This window comes from Priestia sp. ABM2_011 (assembly GCF_056158845.1).
Genome location: NZ_JBSWUB010000001.1, coordinates 2,320,417 through 2,334,757 on the forward strand (window position 1 = coordinate 2,320,417; position 14,341 = coordinate 2,334,757).

Sequence of the window (14,341 nt, forward strand, 5' to 3'; positions counted from 1 at the left end):
CCAGCCTCTTTGTAATTAATGCAGCTTATGGTTATTAGGCATCTGAGGAGAGGCAGTAGCTTTTGCGAAACTTGTGATCATTTGCTGCATATCTTCTTTTGCAAGCTGCGGCACTTGATAATAATGATGTTTGTTTTGATAAAGAGAAATTTCATAAGCCATTTCAATCCAATTAGGAACACTGTCTCCGAATATTCGGCGAACAACAGGATTAGTTATTTCTAAAGCTGTCATAGTTAAAAGAGATGCTTGAGACTTGACTAGACCCAGCATATGACCTGAAATTCCTTTTTCATTAATTTCCTCAACGGACTGATTCGGCTTTTTAGGCTGCGAAGGCTTTAAGCCATAAACAAAGGTATGAGACTGCTTCATGTTATATACATGTGTAGAACCGGCCGGCTTTTGGCCAGTAGAAAAAGCTTCTACGATTAAATTATATTCATTTAAAATAAACTGATATTGCCGATCAATAATATCAAGCAGCTCTTGTTCTTTTACATATTGCCTAAACATCATAAACTGATCCATTACATTGATCGAGCCGGCAAGTGTTTCATGAACGTCAAATAGCTCATGCCCTCCATGGTTCAATTGAGGGGGGACAGCTCCAGTTTGCATGTTTGTAGGAAGTTCGTGATTATTCATACTAAGTCCTCCTTAAAATCGGTATCGACTATAGTCTTTAAACTTCTTCAAGTTTTATACTCAAACTTGATTTATTCATAAAATGTTGCTCTACATAACTTAATTTACCTCTAGTTAGTTAATTAAAGGGTAAAAGTGAAAGGGTTTTATAAAAAAAAAGCGAATATCAATAACAATTCACGATCTATAGATAGGGGAATCAAAAAACATGAATGAGCTGCTGTCATACTCAAGTGAATTAAAACATGAAGCAAATCAACTGGTGGTATCCAACCGTTTATTTAATTTGTTAAGAGAGTACGGTTGCCCGCTCTCAGGGGAGAGTTTTGAGTTAAATGTCATGACAAATCGCATCATTAATTTTTACGTAGGAAATGATGAAATGGATGAAGAATCTATTTTTCACATGGGGTATCAGCTTACAAAGCGTTTTCAACCTTATAAGATGATATTTGCTAATGAAAAAGGTAAGTATCAGTGGAGTGTGTATATGATTCAGAAGGGTGAAGAGTGGAAGCTTGATATTTCCGTGCTTCCAGAAAATATCGTGAAGGGCAAAGTTGAGAAACAAGTATTATTAAAATCACTTCTCACTGAAAAGAAGCGGGAATGTATTTTATTTTTCAAGCAGCAAAGCGGATATAATCGCTACTATACGAGTGATCATGTCTATAAGGCTGTGCTAGAAGATGACATTTACGATGATATGTCTTTTTTTATGTGGCTGCAAAAACAAAAAAAAGGAAATCAACAAACGTAAAAAAAGAGCCGCTTGGGCTCTTTTTATGCATGTACGGATGTTTTTACAGGTAAAGCAGCTTTTAGCATCCAAATATGTTTTTCAATGTTGCCAATTGTTCCAATGAATAAGTCAGCTGTTACGTGATCATGTGCTGCTTCAGCTTTTTCAACTGCATTTTTTAGGTTTTTAACAAGTAGCGTATAGTCATTAATTAAGGTTTCTACCATTTCTTCACTCGTTTGCTCATTCCCATCTTCAGAAAGAGTAGCTGCTTGTAAAAATTGCTTCATCGTAGCAATTGGGCTTCCTCCAATGGCTAGTAATCGTTCTGCATATTCATCTATATAGTCCGCCGTCTCATTATAGAATTCTTCAAATTTTTCATGAAGCGTAAAAAATTGAGGCCCTTTTACATACCAGTGAAAGCGATGTAGCTTTGTATATAATACGTTAAAATCGGCAATTTGTTGGTTCAATACGTTTTCTAAATTCATAGTTAATAGCCTCCTAATGAGTTGTTGTTATCTTATGTTTATATTATATCAAATATCAAATTAAAATAAATACTTATTTATAATTATTATTAAATAATAATTAGAATGCTTTTAAATTGCAGTTATTCTCTTTAAAAACTCTAAAGATATGATAGGATAGAGCAAGAGTATTGAAAGGAAGAAGGGGTAGTCATGCATATTACACCAGAAGCAAAACAATTAATTAACAATATACTTGAAGAGCAGGAGATAACAGGAATTCGCTTGTATTTCAAAGGAATTAGCTGTGAAATCCCTAACATTGGGTTAGCTTTTGAAGAGCCTTTTGAAAATGATGAAATGTATGAAGTCGACGGAGTACAAGTAGCAATGGAAGCTTCTATTGTGCCTTATACAAATGAATTAATGTTAGATGTCCATACAACGCCGTACGGCCCAGGTTTAGCATTAGTTGGAGCTAAAGAAGCTGAGTGAAAAATTTATGTAAGAGAAGCTAACAGGTTTGTTGTTTGTTTTGGTAAACCTTGGTTTACTTAATTCAAACGTTAGTGAAATGGAGGGGGACCTATGCTTCTTTCTCATCATGTAACGGTTGAACAAAGACAGCAAATCAAACGCTTTAAACAGCAAATACAAGACGCAAAAACGCTAGATGAGCGCCGTTTGTATCAAGCCCAGCTAAATAAATTTGTTGAGCGCCTATTTATTGAGAATCGCTTGCAGCGCAGCGGCGAACAATAAAAAACACCTAGAAAAGAAGCCTTCAAAGAAGGTTTCTTTTTTTTTAGTAGATTATTATACTTTTACACCTTGTAATTATTCATTTTCTTATATATCGCCCTTTATCTATTTGAAATTCGGTTTTCTGTATGAATATAGCACTAAAAACGTGTAAGTGACTGTTAAATGAAAGCGCTTTCTGTTATAGTAAAGGTATAGAATTGTACTTGTTCACCTACAATGTTCATAAGGAGTGGTTTGTATGATTGAAAGAGGAAACTTCTTAATTGGTTTAGCGTGGGGAACATCTTTGAGCATACCTTTATGGATTGCCTTCTTTGGCTGGATAAAATTAGTTTGGCGCTTGCTTTAAATAAATAAAAACAAAAAAGTAAAAAACTTCAGTGGATATGCGCTGAAGTTTTTTTAAATAGTATAAATAGGTATTAAGAACTATTGAATAAATTGTATTTTCAAACGATAAGTAAATAAGACTACTAAAATATTATTTTTGGATTTTTTAGGATTCTAATGTTTTAGGTCTTATTACATAATAGAAAGCGGGAGTACAAATTGAAAAGCTATCGTTTAGTAAGTTTCTCTACCTTATGTATCTGTCTATTCGTTTTATTCATTTCACCTTTTCAAGACACATCTAGTGCATCAACTGATAAATATCAAAATTTCAAGCAGCTCTCACAGCACGAGTCTTCAGCTAGCTATAAAGTGACGACTAAAGAAGCGAAAAGCCCTGTCCTTATCTTTGCTCCACACGGTGGAGGAATTGAAGGCGGGACAAGCGAAATTGCCAAAGAGCTTAGCAAACAAAATGCTCTTTACCTATTCGAATCGTTAAAATCGAAAGGCTCGCGAGATCTGCACCTCACAAGCACTCATTTTGATGAGCCCACAGCGCGTAAGATGGTAAGCATGTATGATAATGTTTTATCTCTTCACGGATATTCCGGGAATAAAAAACATATTTTTGTGGGGGGAACTGATCGGGAACGTGCAAAAAAATTAACGCAATTATTAAATCAAAATGGATTTCCCGCGGAACTGATTACAAAAGGGCACGATGAGATTGCAGGCATTAACTCTAAAAATATTGCAAATAAAAATCGTACCGGCAAAAGTATTCAATTAGAGATTAGCCAACCGCTGCGAAGTGCTATGTTTCATTCATTCACTTCACAAGGAAGAGATTCGTCTAAAACTCAAACTTTTTATAAGTTTACAAATGTGCTTTCTACATTTGTTTCCACTTCTTACTGAATCCAAAAAAGAATGCTTTCGCAAGCATTCTTTTTTTATAAACTAGTTTTGCTATTCGTGACTTATAATAGGTTTCCAGTTAAAATCTTTTACATCTTGAACAGAAGGCTTTCTCACGTGCTGTAAGCTTTCTTTATTACATGCTCCATAAACTGTAAAATTTTGCTGAGCTTCTATTAAAGAAATAGAGTTAGCTCCTAGTTCATTGGCATTCAGCTTTTGATACGGATCGTCTTCCCAAAAACATATCTCACAAATATCATAGTCACCATCACTGTCTAACGATTGATAACCGCAGCAAGGGCACGTATACTTTTTCATTGTTCCTATCCTTTCTGTATGGGATTTTAAGCTAGAAAAAAGTCAGCCATCTTATTTAACTATTTTACTATATTCAAGGATAGTCTGAAAGAATATTCAAAAAATTACAGCAGCACCTTACCTAGGATTTGTGAACATTTTATAACGAATTGGTGATAGTTCTTGTGAGATTGAGTGAAAAAGGAGTACACTTACTAGGAAAATAGATCGTGTTCGGAAACGTCTACATAAAAACATTTTTGGATATGATGAATGAAAAAAGAAAAAAGAGATAGGGAGTCATAAATATGAAAAAAATAATAGGTTTACTTTTAGCATGCTTTTTAGCTGTCCCGACAGTTAGTTTTGCTCATACACATGTGCAAACAACAGTACCGGAAAATGGTGCAACTGTTACAGCTCCTCTAAAAGAAATTAAATTAACCTTTGAAACACCGATTGAGAAAATTAGTACAATGACCGTTGCAAAAGATGGACAAAACATTTCACTTGCATCGCAAAAAGTAGAGGGTCATGATTTAATAGCTTCTGTTGATCAGCCTCTTGAAAACGGATCTTACGCAGTAAACTGGGAAATTGTAGGGGAAGATGGGCACGTAATAAAAGATTCGATTGCTTTTAAAGTAGATGTGAAAGATGAAGCAAAAGAAGAGAATACTCAAGCAGCCGGAAAAGATAGTGAAAAAAAGCAGGGCGCCACGCAATCCGAACAGCACCAAAAAAGTGCAGCAGCAAATGATGAAAAAACGGAGAACAATGATTCTTCATCGTTTTTTGTTATCGTGATTATTGCTATTGTAGTGGTGGTTGGAGCATTACTCTTAATCTTCAGAAAGAAAAAGGCTTAAAAAGATGAGTGTTTTGTTGCCTGTTTTTGAGTGGTTCACATACGTAGCTCTTTCCTTATTATTAGGATTTGCCGTACTGCAATATGTACCCCTTACAAAAAAGCCAACAATTTTATTATCAAAGCGATGGCTACTTGCAAGTGCAGCGGCTGTCGCTCTTTTTTCGGTTGGAAATTCGCTTGAGATTATTTTATCTTTTTCAAAAATAAGAGGGTTAGGTGAAACAGTTCGTCTTGTATTATTGGAAACACGAACGGGACACGCCTGGATCTTTGTTGTACTGATTGCTATTTTATGTATGGTTGCTGTTTCAATAGAGAGCCACCCCCATATGTATACATTACTGACTGTAGCCTTAGTGGGAGGAATCGCCTACGCAAGTCACGCAGCATCCGCTTCTGTGCTTAGCGGCATGTTGTCTCATTCCCTTCATATTTTAGCAGTTGGACTGTGGGGAGGAGTGGTTCTGATTGTTGCCGCTTTTTCAAAAGAAACCTCCAATTGGAAAAGTTTCTTAAGCTGGTTTACTCCTTTTGCGATCGCTTGTTTTGTGCTTCTTTCATTAAGTGGGTTCATTTCGATGGTTATTATCATGGGGCTGTCCAACTATGTAAATTCATGGGCTACAGATTACGGGCAATCTCTTTTGTTAAAGCATATTACGATTATTCCGCTGCTTGCATTTGCCGTCATCAATGGCTTTCTTATGAAAAAAGCGATAAAACATCCAGAATATAAGCCCGTGATGTGGATTCGAGCAGAAAGCATTGTTTTGCTGATCATTTTTTTATTTACAGCTATCATGGTAACGCAATCGCCGCCAACTAATATAAGTCATATGGCAATGGATTCATCGATTCTTCCGTTTATCTATGGGAAACAAGTGACGCTGCCTCTAACGTTTCACGTAACGATTGTAGGAATCCTATTCTTATTTGTTGCACTGCTGTTTTTTGTGTATTTACTTGTTTGTTTTTACAAAAAGACAGTATGGCTCAGCGTATTAAGTGCGGGTTTGTTTGTGTTTGCTTTTTATATTGCGATGATGACAAGTATTCAAGTCTAAAAACAGTGAGAAATATCTCACTGTTTTTTTATTAGCCATTAAAAGTAGTGTTATCTCTCGGGCCATTTCTCGGAGAAGGGGGCATCGGCATTTGGGAACTAGAACCGGAGCCGGATGTAGAGCCGCTTGGAGGCGATATATTTCCTGCGTTTCCAAAAATAACGATCCCGCCAGAAATTGTGCCAATAGAAATAGATTTAATATAAACAGACATCCTTATTCAACCTCTCATCTAGTAAAAAAATTCAGTGTACCATAGTATATGACCAGCTTGTCATTTTTGTATAGACGAGTTTAAAAAATAGGTAAAAGCTTAGAAGTTCAGGTTGAGAAAGGAAATGGTGTAAAATAAGATAGAACTTTGAAGGTAAAGTGTTGATATCACCTATTAAAAGAAGTAGAAAGGAACTAAGATGAATACGCAAAAAGGAATTCATTTTTCATTTAAAAAATTATGGTTGCTAACGAACCCTCCGACAGGAAAGCTACTCATTTCGTTCATACTGGCCTTAATTAATACCGGAGCGTCGCTTTCTATTCCTCTTGTCATTAAAGAAGTGATGGAGAAAATTGCAGTAGGCGTCTCACCGCAGCTTATAGCAGGACTCCTTGGTTTATTTGCTGCTCAAATGGCAACAAGCGCACTGTCTCTTTATCTCCTTGCTCAAGTAGGGCAAGGTGTTGTAAAAGAACTCAGACATAAAGTGTGGAACAAGCTCATAAAGCTTCCGGTTTCATTTTACGACCAAAATCGTTCCGGTGAAATGGTAAGCCGCATTACAAATGATACAACCATTGTGATGAACTTATTGTCAACAGAAATGATTGACTTTGTTAAAAATATTTTATCTATTATCGTTGCCATTGTTATTTTATTTACGCTTGATGTACCCATGACGCTCATTTTATTAGCGGTTATTCCCGTTATGTTTGTACTGGTTATGCCGCTAGCGAGAAAAATACATAAAATTTCACGTGAGCAGCAGGATAAAATGTCCAAGCTTACAGCTTTTTTAGCTCAAATGCTGAGTGAAATCCGCTTGATTAAAGTATCCGGTTCAGAGAAAAAAGAAGTTGATTCGGGCTTACAATCGTTTCAGTCACTCTACCTCTTCGGTGTTAAAAGAGCTAAAATTGAAGCCATCATTACACCGATTATTAGCACGGTAATGACTGCTGTTATGATTGCCATCGTCGGGTTTGGTGCGTACCGGGTGAGCGAGGGATTTATCACTGCAGGAGAGCTGGTGGCTTTTGTTCTTTACCTTTTTCAAATTATGGTTCCGGTTGGTTCACTTACCCGATTTGTTACGAGCTTTCAGCAAACTAAAGGAGCTTCAGAAAGAATCTTTGATATATTAGCTGAGAAAGAAGAGAACTATGAAAATGGAGAAGTGCTTGAACAGGTAGGGAGTTTAAGGTTCGATAAAGTTGCTTTTCAATATGAAGATAAACCCGTATTGCAGGAAGTTTCATTTTCTGCTAAAAAAGGAGAAGTTACCGCTTTTGTTGGACCTAGCGGAGCTGGAAAATCTACTGTTTTTTCTCTTATCGAACGCTTTTATGAGCCTTCATCGGGTCACATATTCTTGGATGGAACAGACAGTCAAAACGTCAACTTACGTTCGTGGCGTCACCTATTTAGCTATGTTCAGCAAGATTCTCCGATTTTAGCAGGAACAATTCGAGAAAATCTCATTTACGGATTAGAGCGGCATGTGACGGATGAAGAAATAGAAGAAGCAGCAAAGTTAGCGAATGCTCATCATTTCATTCAGTCCTTTGAAGCTCAATATGAAACAATGATTGGAGAAAGAGGTATTAATCTCTCAGGAGGACAGCGACAGCGTATTGCAATTGCCCGGGCGCTGTTACGCAATCCTCAGTTTTTATTACTGGACGAAGCGACAGCTAGCTTGGACTCCGAATCAGAAAAGCTTGTGCAAGAGTCATTGGAGACAGTAATGAAAGAACGCACATCACTCGTCATTGCCCATCGTCTATCTACGGTCATTAATGCGGACCAAATTGTTGTAATAGAAGAAGGGCAAGTTACAGGAAGCGGAACGCATAAAGAGCTGTTAGCCTCTCATTCTTTTTACCGGCGTTTGGTAGAGCAGCAGTTTCAAACATCCCTATAGAACAAACAAAAAAAGACTGCTTTCGAGCAGTCTTTTTTTAGTTTATTTATTTAGCTTTTTAACTAATTCATCACCCATTAACTCAGAAGAAAAAGGATCTCGGCTTGTGACAATTTGATCATTTGCCCAAACAGCATATGCTTTTTTATCCATCTCAGGGATGTAATTAGCCACTTCACGAAGTTCTTGTTCTAAACTGTATGGTAAAAAGGGAAGTACTTCTTCCGGTTCAATTTCATCAGGATAACCGGTTACGTCTAGTCCTTTAATTAACAGTTCATCATCGGATCCTTTCAAGAAAGCAAACACAGAAGGTCCGTGACACTCAGCTGCTAAAATACCTCCGTTGTCGTACACTTTGTTCATAAGTGCATGCAAGTCCACATTTTTTGCTAAGTCAAACATAGCGCCGTGGCCGCCTACTACTAAGATAACGTCATAGTTCTCAGCATCTACTTCTTCAAGTTTCATTGTCTGATCCGCTCTTCCTGACTCATATAATTTCTTATACGTTCCGTCTGGATCAAAGTCTTCTGAAATACTTCGAACGTCTAGTTCCGGCTTACCTCCAAAAGGTGAGGCTAAGTCAACGGTGTGTCCTGCGTTCTCAAGCTTTTGCAGCGGAGCAAATAATTCTTCTGCCCACCAACCTGTGTGATAATCTTTCTCTTCGTATCCGCTTGATAATACAGCTAACACTCTTGCCATGTTTATACCTCCTAAATGATGTAAAACGTATAGTGATACATATCATGTATTCATTGTGAACTGTACCCTATATAAAAAAACTTTAAACAATGGCAGGTTATGAAAAGGTAGCGTGAATCATAAACAAAACCAAAAAAGAGATAGCAAATTTAAGATGCCACTTTTTATCTGTACGCTTATAGCGCTTCACGCCCATCACGAGCAGACAAGCTAGAACAGCCATCGTGATAATTCCTGAAAAGTACGTAAAATTTGCTTGAAATCCTTTTATCAAAGCCATATAACCATGTAAAATAATCAAAGCAGTTGATATAAGGGCAACGGGAACGTGCCACTGACGAACGTACTTGGCTAAAAACTGAATAAGCGGTTTTAACTCAAACTTTCCTTTTTTAATTTGCGATATCGGTTTCCATTTTAATAATAAAAAGATAGGATAAATAGCTAAAGCTGCAAAGAAACCAATTCGTGCGATAGAACCAAGCTCTTTAAAATTCCCTTCGTATATTTTAGAATCAAGCGGAAGGGAATGTTTATAAATAGGGACGTAAATAAGCCCTGCTACAACTAGTAAAAAAGATATAGTAAAGATAAAGATCACTTTTTTACGCTCACTTTTATTTTTGATTAACGTCTGTAGCCATGATTTTTTAGCTGGAGATTTAGCGGAATTCATTTTCTTCCTCCTTGGAAAAAACTAGTTAGTATCAGTATGAACTTTTTTTCTTAAAAAATCTTTAAAAATCCTTCTTTTTTAAAAAAATTCATTTTTTTCTTTGCAATACGCGTTATAGTTAAACAAAGGGTTTAAAAAGGAGATGAATACATGAAAAAAAGAATAAGTATATCTATAATCAGTCTTTGTTTACTTTTAACAGCCTGTGGTCAGGAACCTGCTCAAAGCACAAATGCTGAGCAGCCAAAACCGTTGGACGTAAACCTTCAAGGCCCAGAGAAGTTACAGAAAAATGAAAACGGTATCTACAAAGCCGAAGTTACATATGGAGACGAAAAAGTAAAAAATGATGACGTTGAAATGATTGAATTTGAAATAGAGAAAAAAGATGGCGAAGGGAAAGGGAAGATGTTAAAGCCTAAACAAATAGAAAAAGGTGTATATGAGATACAAACATCTTTCTCTGAGCCTGGCACATATACCGTGCAGTCACATGTTTCTGCAAAAGGGACGCATAACATGCCTCTTATAACCGTTACGGTTAAATAAAAGAAGTCAAGGATGCTAATTCCTTGGCTTCTTTTCGTTTAGTATGTCCGTTAAATTCCCATTCTACAAGGGGAAAAGGTTATTTGGAATAGGATGATGTTTTCTATCATCAATTAAAGTAATGCACTGAGCCAGCTGTTCAATCCCTCGTTTGATCGTATTCTTATTTACTTGTGAGATGCTTAATCGGAGAAGCGTGTTTCGTTTATATTCTGGTAAAAAAAATCTAGAAGCATCATCAACATATATGTGCTGCTCGTTTAGCATGTGAACGATCTGTTTTGCTGTTACATGCTCAGGCAAACTAATAGATAAATAGAATCCTGAAGTTGGTTTAGAAAAATGTGTATGAGCCGGCAGCAATGAATCACAAGCTTCTACAAGAGTTTGCATTTTGGTATGGTATACCTCTTTTATCTTTTTAAGATGACTAGTAAACATGCCGCTTTTTAAATAAATTTCAAGAGCACCTTGAGAAAGCGCTGAACTATTAAAATCCGAACTGAATTTATATCGTAAAAAGTTGCTATTCATTAACGAAGGAAGCACGACAGCAGCAATGCGTAACCCGGGAAGAAAAATTTTCGAAAAGCTTTTAATGTAAATAACTCGTCCAGAAGGATTAAAAGAAAATAAAGGATCTGATTTTGCATCGGGATCAAGGTCGCCCAAAAAGTCATCCTCCACTATATATACATCGTATTTTTCGGCCAGCTCCACGATTTTTTTCTTCTCAAAATTTGTATAACAATGCCCAAGAGGATTGTGAAACCTTGGAATAATATAGAAAAATTTTATGTCATTATTTCGGAAAATGTACTCCAAACGATCAAGATCAATCCCTTCCATCGATAGCTCGATCCCAAAAGTAGTAGCTTGGTGCAGGATAAGAGATTCGATAAAACCGAAATAAGTGGGCTGTTCAATCAGGATATTATTTTTTCCATTTGGAAAGGGCATAGAAACTAATAAGTGAAGAGCTTGCTGAGACCCGGATACAACAACTAACCTTTCAGCTTGAGTGAACACCTGTAGATTCTGCAAGTGTTTCACTAACTGTACCCGTAATGAGTAAGAGCCTTGTTGATCAGAGTATGTAAAAAGCTCTTCTTTGTAGTGTTCAATTGCTTGGTTTATACAATGCTGAAATTCAAGATAAGGCATAACGTTTTTATCTGGACCAGCAGACAAGAAATCAATCACTTCGTTTTCATTCGTCCTATGTTGAAATTCTGCCACAACGTAGTAGCCGCTTTTAGGAACAGAATAAATTAAATGCTCTTTTTCTAATTCGCTGTACGCTTTAATAACGGTATTCTTGCTGCACGAAAAATGGTGGGAGAGTCGGCGAACAGAAGGGAGTTTACCACCTGCAATAAGCGATCCATTTGCTAGGCCAAGCTTAATTTCTTCCATGATTTTTAGATATTTCAAACTCATAGGTCCTACTCCTTTAATTTGTACCCGTACAGTTAGGTAAAAGAATGATTTATTTTACTAGTTGTCCTGCGCTATCCTTTTAATTATATCAGAACTTTTTTTAGAAAAATGGTACAGTTCTGAAAAAATAAAAAGACAGGGGTAGGGTAAGATGCAAAAAGAAACGAGAGAGAAAATCGGCTTATTGTTAGGGGTAGTAGGCGTTATCTGTTTTAGCTTAACCCTTCCTTCTACAAGTGTTGCAGTCGAGTATTTCGGAACGACAGTCGCCGGTTTAGGAAGAACAGCTATAGCTGCTATCTTAGTAGCTGTGATATTGATTGTACGAAAAGAAAAATTTCCTTCTCTTCGCCAATTTAAAAGTCTGCTGATCGTTGCTTTAGGCGCAGTTTTAGGGTTTCCTCTGCTCACTTCCTGGGCAATGAAATCATTGCCTGTTTCTCACGGAGCGGTTGAACTCGCTCTTTTACCATTAGCCACAGCCGGTTTTGCGATGTTTAGAGGAGGTGAACGTCCTTCTTTCAAATTCTGGATATCAAGCATGATTGGTTCTGCAGCTGTTATCGTGTATGCTCTTCACCTCGGATTTGGTCAACTGCAGTTTGCCGATGCCGCTCTACTAGCAGCGGTGCTGATACTTGGACTGAGCTACGCAGAAGGAGGGGTGTTAGCAAGAGAATTAGGCAGCTGGCAGGTAATTGCTTGGGCCATTATCATCGGTGCGCCATTTTTTATGATTCCAGTGGGACTAAGCATTACAGCTGAAATGCTTCATGCGCCTTTAAAAGCGTGGGTTAGTTTAATTTATCTATCAGTCGTGAGTCAATTTTTAGCATACGTTGCTTGGTACAGCGGGATGGCTATGGGGGGAATAGCCAGAGTTAGCCAGGTTCAATATTTGCAGCCGTTTTTAATGATTCTGTTTGCAGCTCTATTTCTAGGCGAATCAATTACACTTTTTACTCTTGCTATAGCAATAATTGTTGTCTTTTCGGTTGTACTAGGCAAAAACGCCTCGGTATCAAAAAAAGAAGTGCATCCCCAGAAAATGATGAATAAAGACGCTTAACTAATATGTAAATTTGTTACATTAAAACAGCATGCTCTATTTCCGTTAGCAATCGGCAGGTTCATTCAGTCTCCTGTTTTTCTATGTAAGTTTCAAGAGCCAAAAGATAAGAAATGAATGAATTTCCTATGTAAAAAAGGTATATAACGGTTTTTTTTCACATAGGTTGAACATTATACAAGAACTTGTACACCGAAAAAATACAATTAGACAAATAATTCGTATTGGGCTTGTCATATACATAGAGAGAAGAGGTAGTGATGAAAAAGGACGGGAGATAGAGGAGATAACGAGATGAACACTTTTTTAAAAGGAACGTTTATTCTAGCAGGTGCTGCCTTTGCAGGAGAGTTAATTGAATTTCTTGTAAATATGGTACTTGCTAGAGAATTAGGAAGGGAAGGCATGGGCATGTACATGACTGTTCTTCCTATCATTTTTCTTATTGCCACCGTAGCCAACTTAGAACTGCCTATTTCTATTTCTAAATTTCTTGCTGAACATCATCGCAAAGAACATCAGCATATGATGAAGCATGCCACCATTTTTGCGACTGCTGTGAGCTTGGGGATCTTTTTTATTACACTGGCCGTATTAGCAGCCTTTCCATTTTTCAGTCACTATCATCCTTACTTGAAATGGGTTGTACTATGTTTCATTCCGGTTGTTTCATTTTCAGCGGTGCTTCGTGGATATTTTACGGGTAAAAATAATATGACGACCATCGCTGTGTCTAATTTTATTCGCAAAGCCTTTCAGCTAACTATTTTATTTGTTGTTTTTCAAATGTTCGCTTTCACAGATGTTAAAATGTCTCTGTTTATTGCGATTTGTACACTGATTGGAACCGAAGCTGTTATTTTGCTTTATTTTTTTATCACGTATGTTACTCAGTTAAGTGTTTTATCAAGAGGGCACAGGCCTCTGCTTTCTCCAAGTGAGATTCGGAAAAAGCTGTTAGGCGTCTCACTTCCGACCACGGGACTGCGTTTATTTAATGCGGTATGTAATGCTATTCAGCCGTTTTTAATCAAACACGCGCTCGTTTTATCGGGCATGACGTTAACCGGGGCAACGCAGCATTTTGGTATGCTAACAGGGGTAGCGATGTCGATCGGCTTTTTTCCGGCTTTCTTTGCTCACTCTCTTTTAGTAGCACTCATACCTGCTGTATCTGAAGCTCATGCGAAAAATCAGGAAGAACAGCTTCAAAGACTTTTGACTCAAAGTATGCAAATGACATTTTTATATGGGATTCCGTCTATAGTGGCGATGTATTTCTTTGCTGAGCCGCTTACTAACTTGTTTTTTCATTCTACAGAAGCCGTGTACTATCTAAAGGCTTTATGGCCGTATTTTCTTTTTCACTTCTTTGCCGTCCCGCTTCAAGCTTATTTAATTGGACTCGGCTATGTAAAAGATGCTTTTTATCATACGATTTGGTCTCATATTGTCTCTTTTTCCCTGATGTTTTTCTTAGGATCACAAACAAATATTGGCATGCAGGGAATTATTATCGGGATGAACTGTGGCGTGGTTGTTTTGACCGTTCTGCATTATGTAACGATTTGCAAAGTCATTAACGTTTCCTTTTTTTCACTTAAGCATAAAACGCATTTATCTTAAAAAAAACCTCCAACAGTG

Annotated in this window: 16 protein-coding genes; 10 read left to right on the plus strand and 6 right to left on the minus strand. The window is 37.1% G+C overall.

What is annotated here, in order from left to right; genetic code table 11:
* Positions 1 to 15: 15 nt before the first annotated feature.
* Positions 16 to 648, minus strand: a complete 633-nt coding sequence (locus ACXAE4_RS12610; protein WP_028412794.1) for a spore coat protein — start codon at positions 646 to 648, stop codon at positions 16 to 18.
* Between the two features lie 208 nt (positions 649 to 856).
* On the opposite strand from ACXAE4_RS12610, the gene ACXAE4_RS12615 reads away from it, so the two are divergent.
* Entirely contained in the window at positions 857 to 1,408 is a 552-nt protein-coding gene (locus ACXAE4_RS12615) for a hypothetical protein (protein ID WP_033579460.1), read from the plus strand.
* Between the two features lie 23 nt (positions 1,409 to 1,431).
* On the opposite strand, the gene ACXAE4_RS12620 is transcribed toward ACXAE4_RS12615, so the two are convergent.
* Positions 1,432 to 1,884 (minus strand): Dps family protein, encoded by a 453-nt coding sequence (locus ACXAE4_RS12620; protein ID WP_028412796.1) that lies wholly within the window; start codon positions 1,882 to 1,884, stop codon positions 1,432 to 1,434.
* A gap of 192 nt (positions 1,885 to 2,076) precedes the next feature.
* On the opposite strand from ACXAE4_RS12620, the gene ACXAE4_RS12625 reads away from it, so the two are divergent.
* The 3 genes from ACXAE4_RS12625 (at position 2,077) to ACXAE4_RS12635 (ending at position 3,879) form a co-directional block, all read left to right on the plus strand.
* Positions 2,077 to 2,358, plus strand: a complete 282-nt coding sequence (locus ACXAE4_RS12625; protein WP_013057684.1) for a hypothetical protein — start codon at positions 2,077 to 2,079, stop codon at positions 2,356 to 2,358.
* A gap of 93 nt (positions 2,359 to 2,451) precedes the next feature.
* A complete protein-coding gene (locus ACXAE4_RS12630) occupies positions 2,452 to 2,625 on the plus strand; it encodes a hypothetical protein (RefSeq protein WP_013057683.1) in 174 nt (57 codons plus the stop codon).
* 552 nt (positions 2,626 to 3,177) lie between these two features.
* Positions 3,178 to 3,879, plus strand: a complete 702-nt coding sequence (locus ACXAE4_RS12635; RefSeq protein ID WP_098113300.1) for a poly-gamma-glutamate hydrolase family protein — start codon at positions 3,178 to 3,180, stop codon at positions 3,877 to 3,879.
* Between the two features lie 51 nt (positions 3,880 to 3,930).
* Here ACXAE4_RS12635 and ACXAE4_RS12640 read toward each other — a convergent pair whose 3' ends face one another.
* The gene (locus ACXAE4_RS12640; protein ID WP_098113301.1) at positions 3,931 to 4,200 is read right to left on the minus strand and encodes a CPCC family cysteine-rich protein; all 270 of its coding nucleotides are present in this window, start codon (positions 4,198 to 4,200) and stop codon (positions 3,931 to 3,933) included.
* 287 nt (positions 4,201 to 4,487) lie between these two features.
* Between ACXAE4_RS12640 and ACXAE4_RS12645 the strand changes: the two genes are divergently transcribed.
* The 3 genes from ACXAE4_RS12645 (at position 4,488) to ACXAE4_RS12655 (ending at position 8,255) form a co-directional block, all read left to right on the plus strand.
* Positions 4,488 to 5,048: a copper resistance CopC family protein gene (locus ACXAE4_RS12645; RefSeq protein ID WP_049165347.1), complete on the plus strand. Its 561-nt coding sequence runs from the start codon at positions 4,488 to 4,490 to the stop codon at positions 5,046 to 5,048.
* Positions 5,049 to 5,052: 4 nt separating this feature from the next.
* Positions 5,053 to 6,114, plus strand: coding sequence for a copper resistance D family protein (locus ACXAE4_RS12650; RefSeq protein ID WP_228123011.1), 1,062 nt, complete (start codon positions 5,053 to 5,055; stop codon positions 6,112 to 6,114).
* 413 nt (positions 6,115 to 6,527) lie between these two features.
* On the plus strand, positions 6,528 to 8,255 hold the full coding sequence (locus tag ACXAE4_RS12655) for an ABC transporter ATP-binding protein (RefSeq protein ID WP_289577974.1): 1,728 nt from the start codon (positions 6,528 to 6,530) through the stop codon (positions 8,253 to 8,255).
* 42 nt (positions 8,256 to 8,297) lie between these two features.
* Here ACXAE4_RS12655 and ACXAE4_RS12660 read toward each other — a convergent pair whose 3' ends face one another.
* On the minus strand, positions 8,298 to 8,963 hold the full coding sequence (locus ACXAE4_RS12660) for a type 1 glutamine amidotransferase domain-containing protein (protein WP_028412803.1): 666 nt from the start codon (positions 8,961 to 8,963) through the stop codon (positions 8,298 to 8,300).
* Between the two features lie 97 nt (positions 8,964 to 9,060).
* Positions 9,061 to 9,639, minus strand: coding sequence for a hypothetical protein (locus tag ACXAE4_RS12665; RefSeq protein WP_028412804.1), 579 nt, complete (start codon positions 9,637 to 9,639; stop codon positions 9,061 to 9,063).
* 150 nt (positions 9,640 to 9,789) lie between these two features.
* Here ACXAE4_RS12665 and ACXAE4_RS12670 point away from each other — a divergent pair, with 150 nt between their 5' ends.
* Positions 9,790 to 10,188, plus strand: a complete 399-nt coding sequence (locus ACXAE4_RS12670; protein WP_098113306.1) for a FixH family protein — start codon at positions 9,790 to 9,792, stop codon at positions 10,186 to 10,188.
* Between the two features lie 63 nt (positions 10,189 to 10,251).
* On the opposite strand, the gene ACXAE4_RS12675 is transcribed toward ACXAE4_RS12670, so the two are convergent.
* The gene (locus ACXAE4_RS12675) at positions 10,252 to 11,628 is read right to left on the minus strand and encodes an aminotransferase-like domain-containing protein (protein ID WP_098113307.1); all 1,377 of its coding nucleotides are present in this window, start codon (positions 11,626 to 11,628) and stop codon (positions 10,252 to 10,254) included.
* 151 nt (positions 11,629 to 11,779) lie between these two features.
* On the opposite strand from ACXAE4_RS12675, the gene ACXAE4_RS12680 reads away from it, so the two are divergent.
* A complete protein-coding gene (locus tag ACXAE4_RS12680) occupies positions 11,780 to 12,697 on the plus strand; it encodes a DMT family transporter (protein ID WP_028412807.1) in 918 nt (305 codons plus the stop codon).
* A 294-nt stretch (positions 12,698 to 12,991) separates the two neighbouring features.
* The gene (locus tag ACXAE4_RS12685; protein ID WP_013057669.1) at positions 12,992 to 14,323 is read left to right on the plus strand and encodes a polysaccharide biosynthesis protein; all 1,332 of its coding nucleotides are present in this window, start codon (positions 12,992 to 12,994) and stop codon (positions 14,321 to 14,323) included.
* Positions 14,324 to 14,341: the final 18 nt, after the last annotated feature.

Bases quoted from the DNA above. Each gene is read 5' to 3' on its own strand.
- ACXAE4_RS12675 (WP_098113307.1), bottom strand. From the start codon at position 11,628: ATGAGTTTGAAATATCTAAAAATCATGGAAGAAATTAAGCTTGGCCTA.
- ACXAE4_RS12645 (WP_049165347.1), top strand. From the start codon at position 4,488: ATGAAAAAAATAATAGGTTTACTTTTAGCATGCTTTTTAGCTGTCCCG.
- ACXAE4_RS12655 (WP_289577974.1), top strand. From the start codon at position 6,528: ATGAATACGCAAAAAGGAATTCATTTTTCATTTAAAAAATTATGGTTG.
- ACXAE4_RS12680 (WP_028412807.1), top strand. From the start codon at position 11,780: ATGCAAAAAGAAACGAGAGAGAAAATCGGCTTATTGTTAGGGGTAGTA.
- ACXAE4_RS12650 (WP_228123011.1), top strand. From the start codon at position 5,053: ATGAGTGTTTTGTTGCCTGTTTTTGAGTGGTTCACATACGTAGCTCTT.
- ACXAE4_RS12625 (WP_013057684.1), top strand. From the start codon at position 2,077: ATGCATATTACACCAGAAGCAAAACAATTAATTAACAATATACTTGAA.
- ACXAE4_RS12620 (WP_028412796.1), bottom strand. From the start codon at position 1,884: ATGAATTTAGAAAACGTATTGAACCAACAAATTGCCGATTTTAACGTA.
- ACXAE4_RS12660 (WP_028412803.1), bottom strand. From the start codon at position 8,963: ATGGCAAGAGTGTTAGCTGTATTATCAAGCGGATACGAAGAGAAAGAT.
- ACXAE4_RS12640 (WP_098113301.1), bottom strand. From the start codon at position 4,200: ATGAAAAAGTATACGTGCCCTTGCTGCGGTTATCAATCGTTAGACAGT.
- ACXAE4_RS12685 (WP_013057669.1), top strand. From the start codon at position 12,992: ATGAACACTTTTTTAAAAGGAACGTTTATTCTAGCAGGTGCTGCCTTT.
- ACXAE4_RS12610 (WP_028412794.1), bottom strand. From the start codon at position 648: ATGAATAATCACGAACTTCCTACAAACATGCAAACTGGAGCTGTCCCC.
- ACXAE4_RS12630 (WP_013057683.1), top strand. From the start codon at position 2,452: ATGCTTCTTTCTCATCATGTAACGGTTGAACAAAGACAGCAAATCAAA.
- ACXAE4_RS12615 (WP_033579460.1), top strand. From the start codon at position 857: ATGAATGAGCTGCTGTCATACTCAAGTGAATTAAAACATGAAGCAAAT.
- ACXAE4_RS12670 (WP_098113306.1), top strand. From the start codon at position 9,790: ATGAAAAAAAGAATAAGTATATCTATAATCAGTCTTTGTTTACTTTTA.
- ACXAE4_RS12665 (WP_028412804.1), bottom strand. From the start codon at position 9,639: ATGAATTCCGCTAAATCTCCAGCTAAAAAATCATGGCTACAGACGTTA.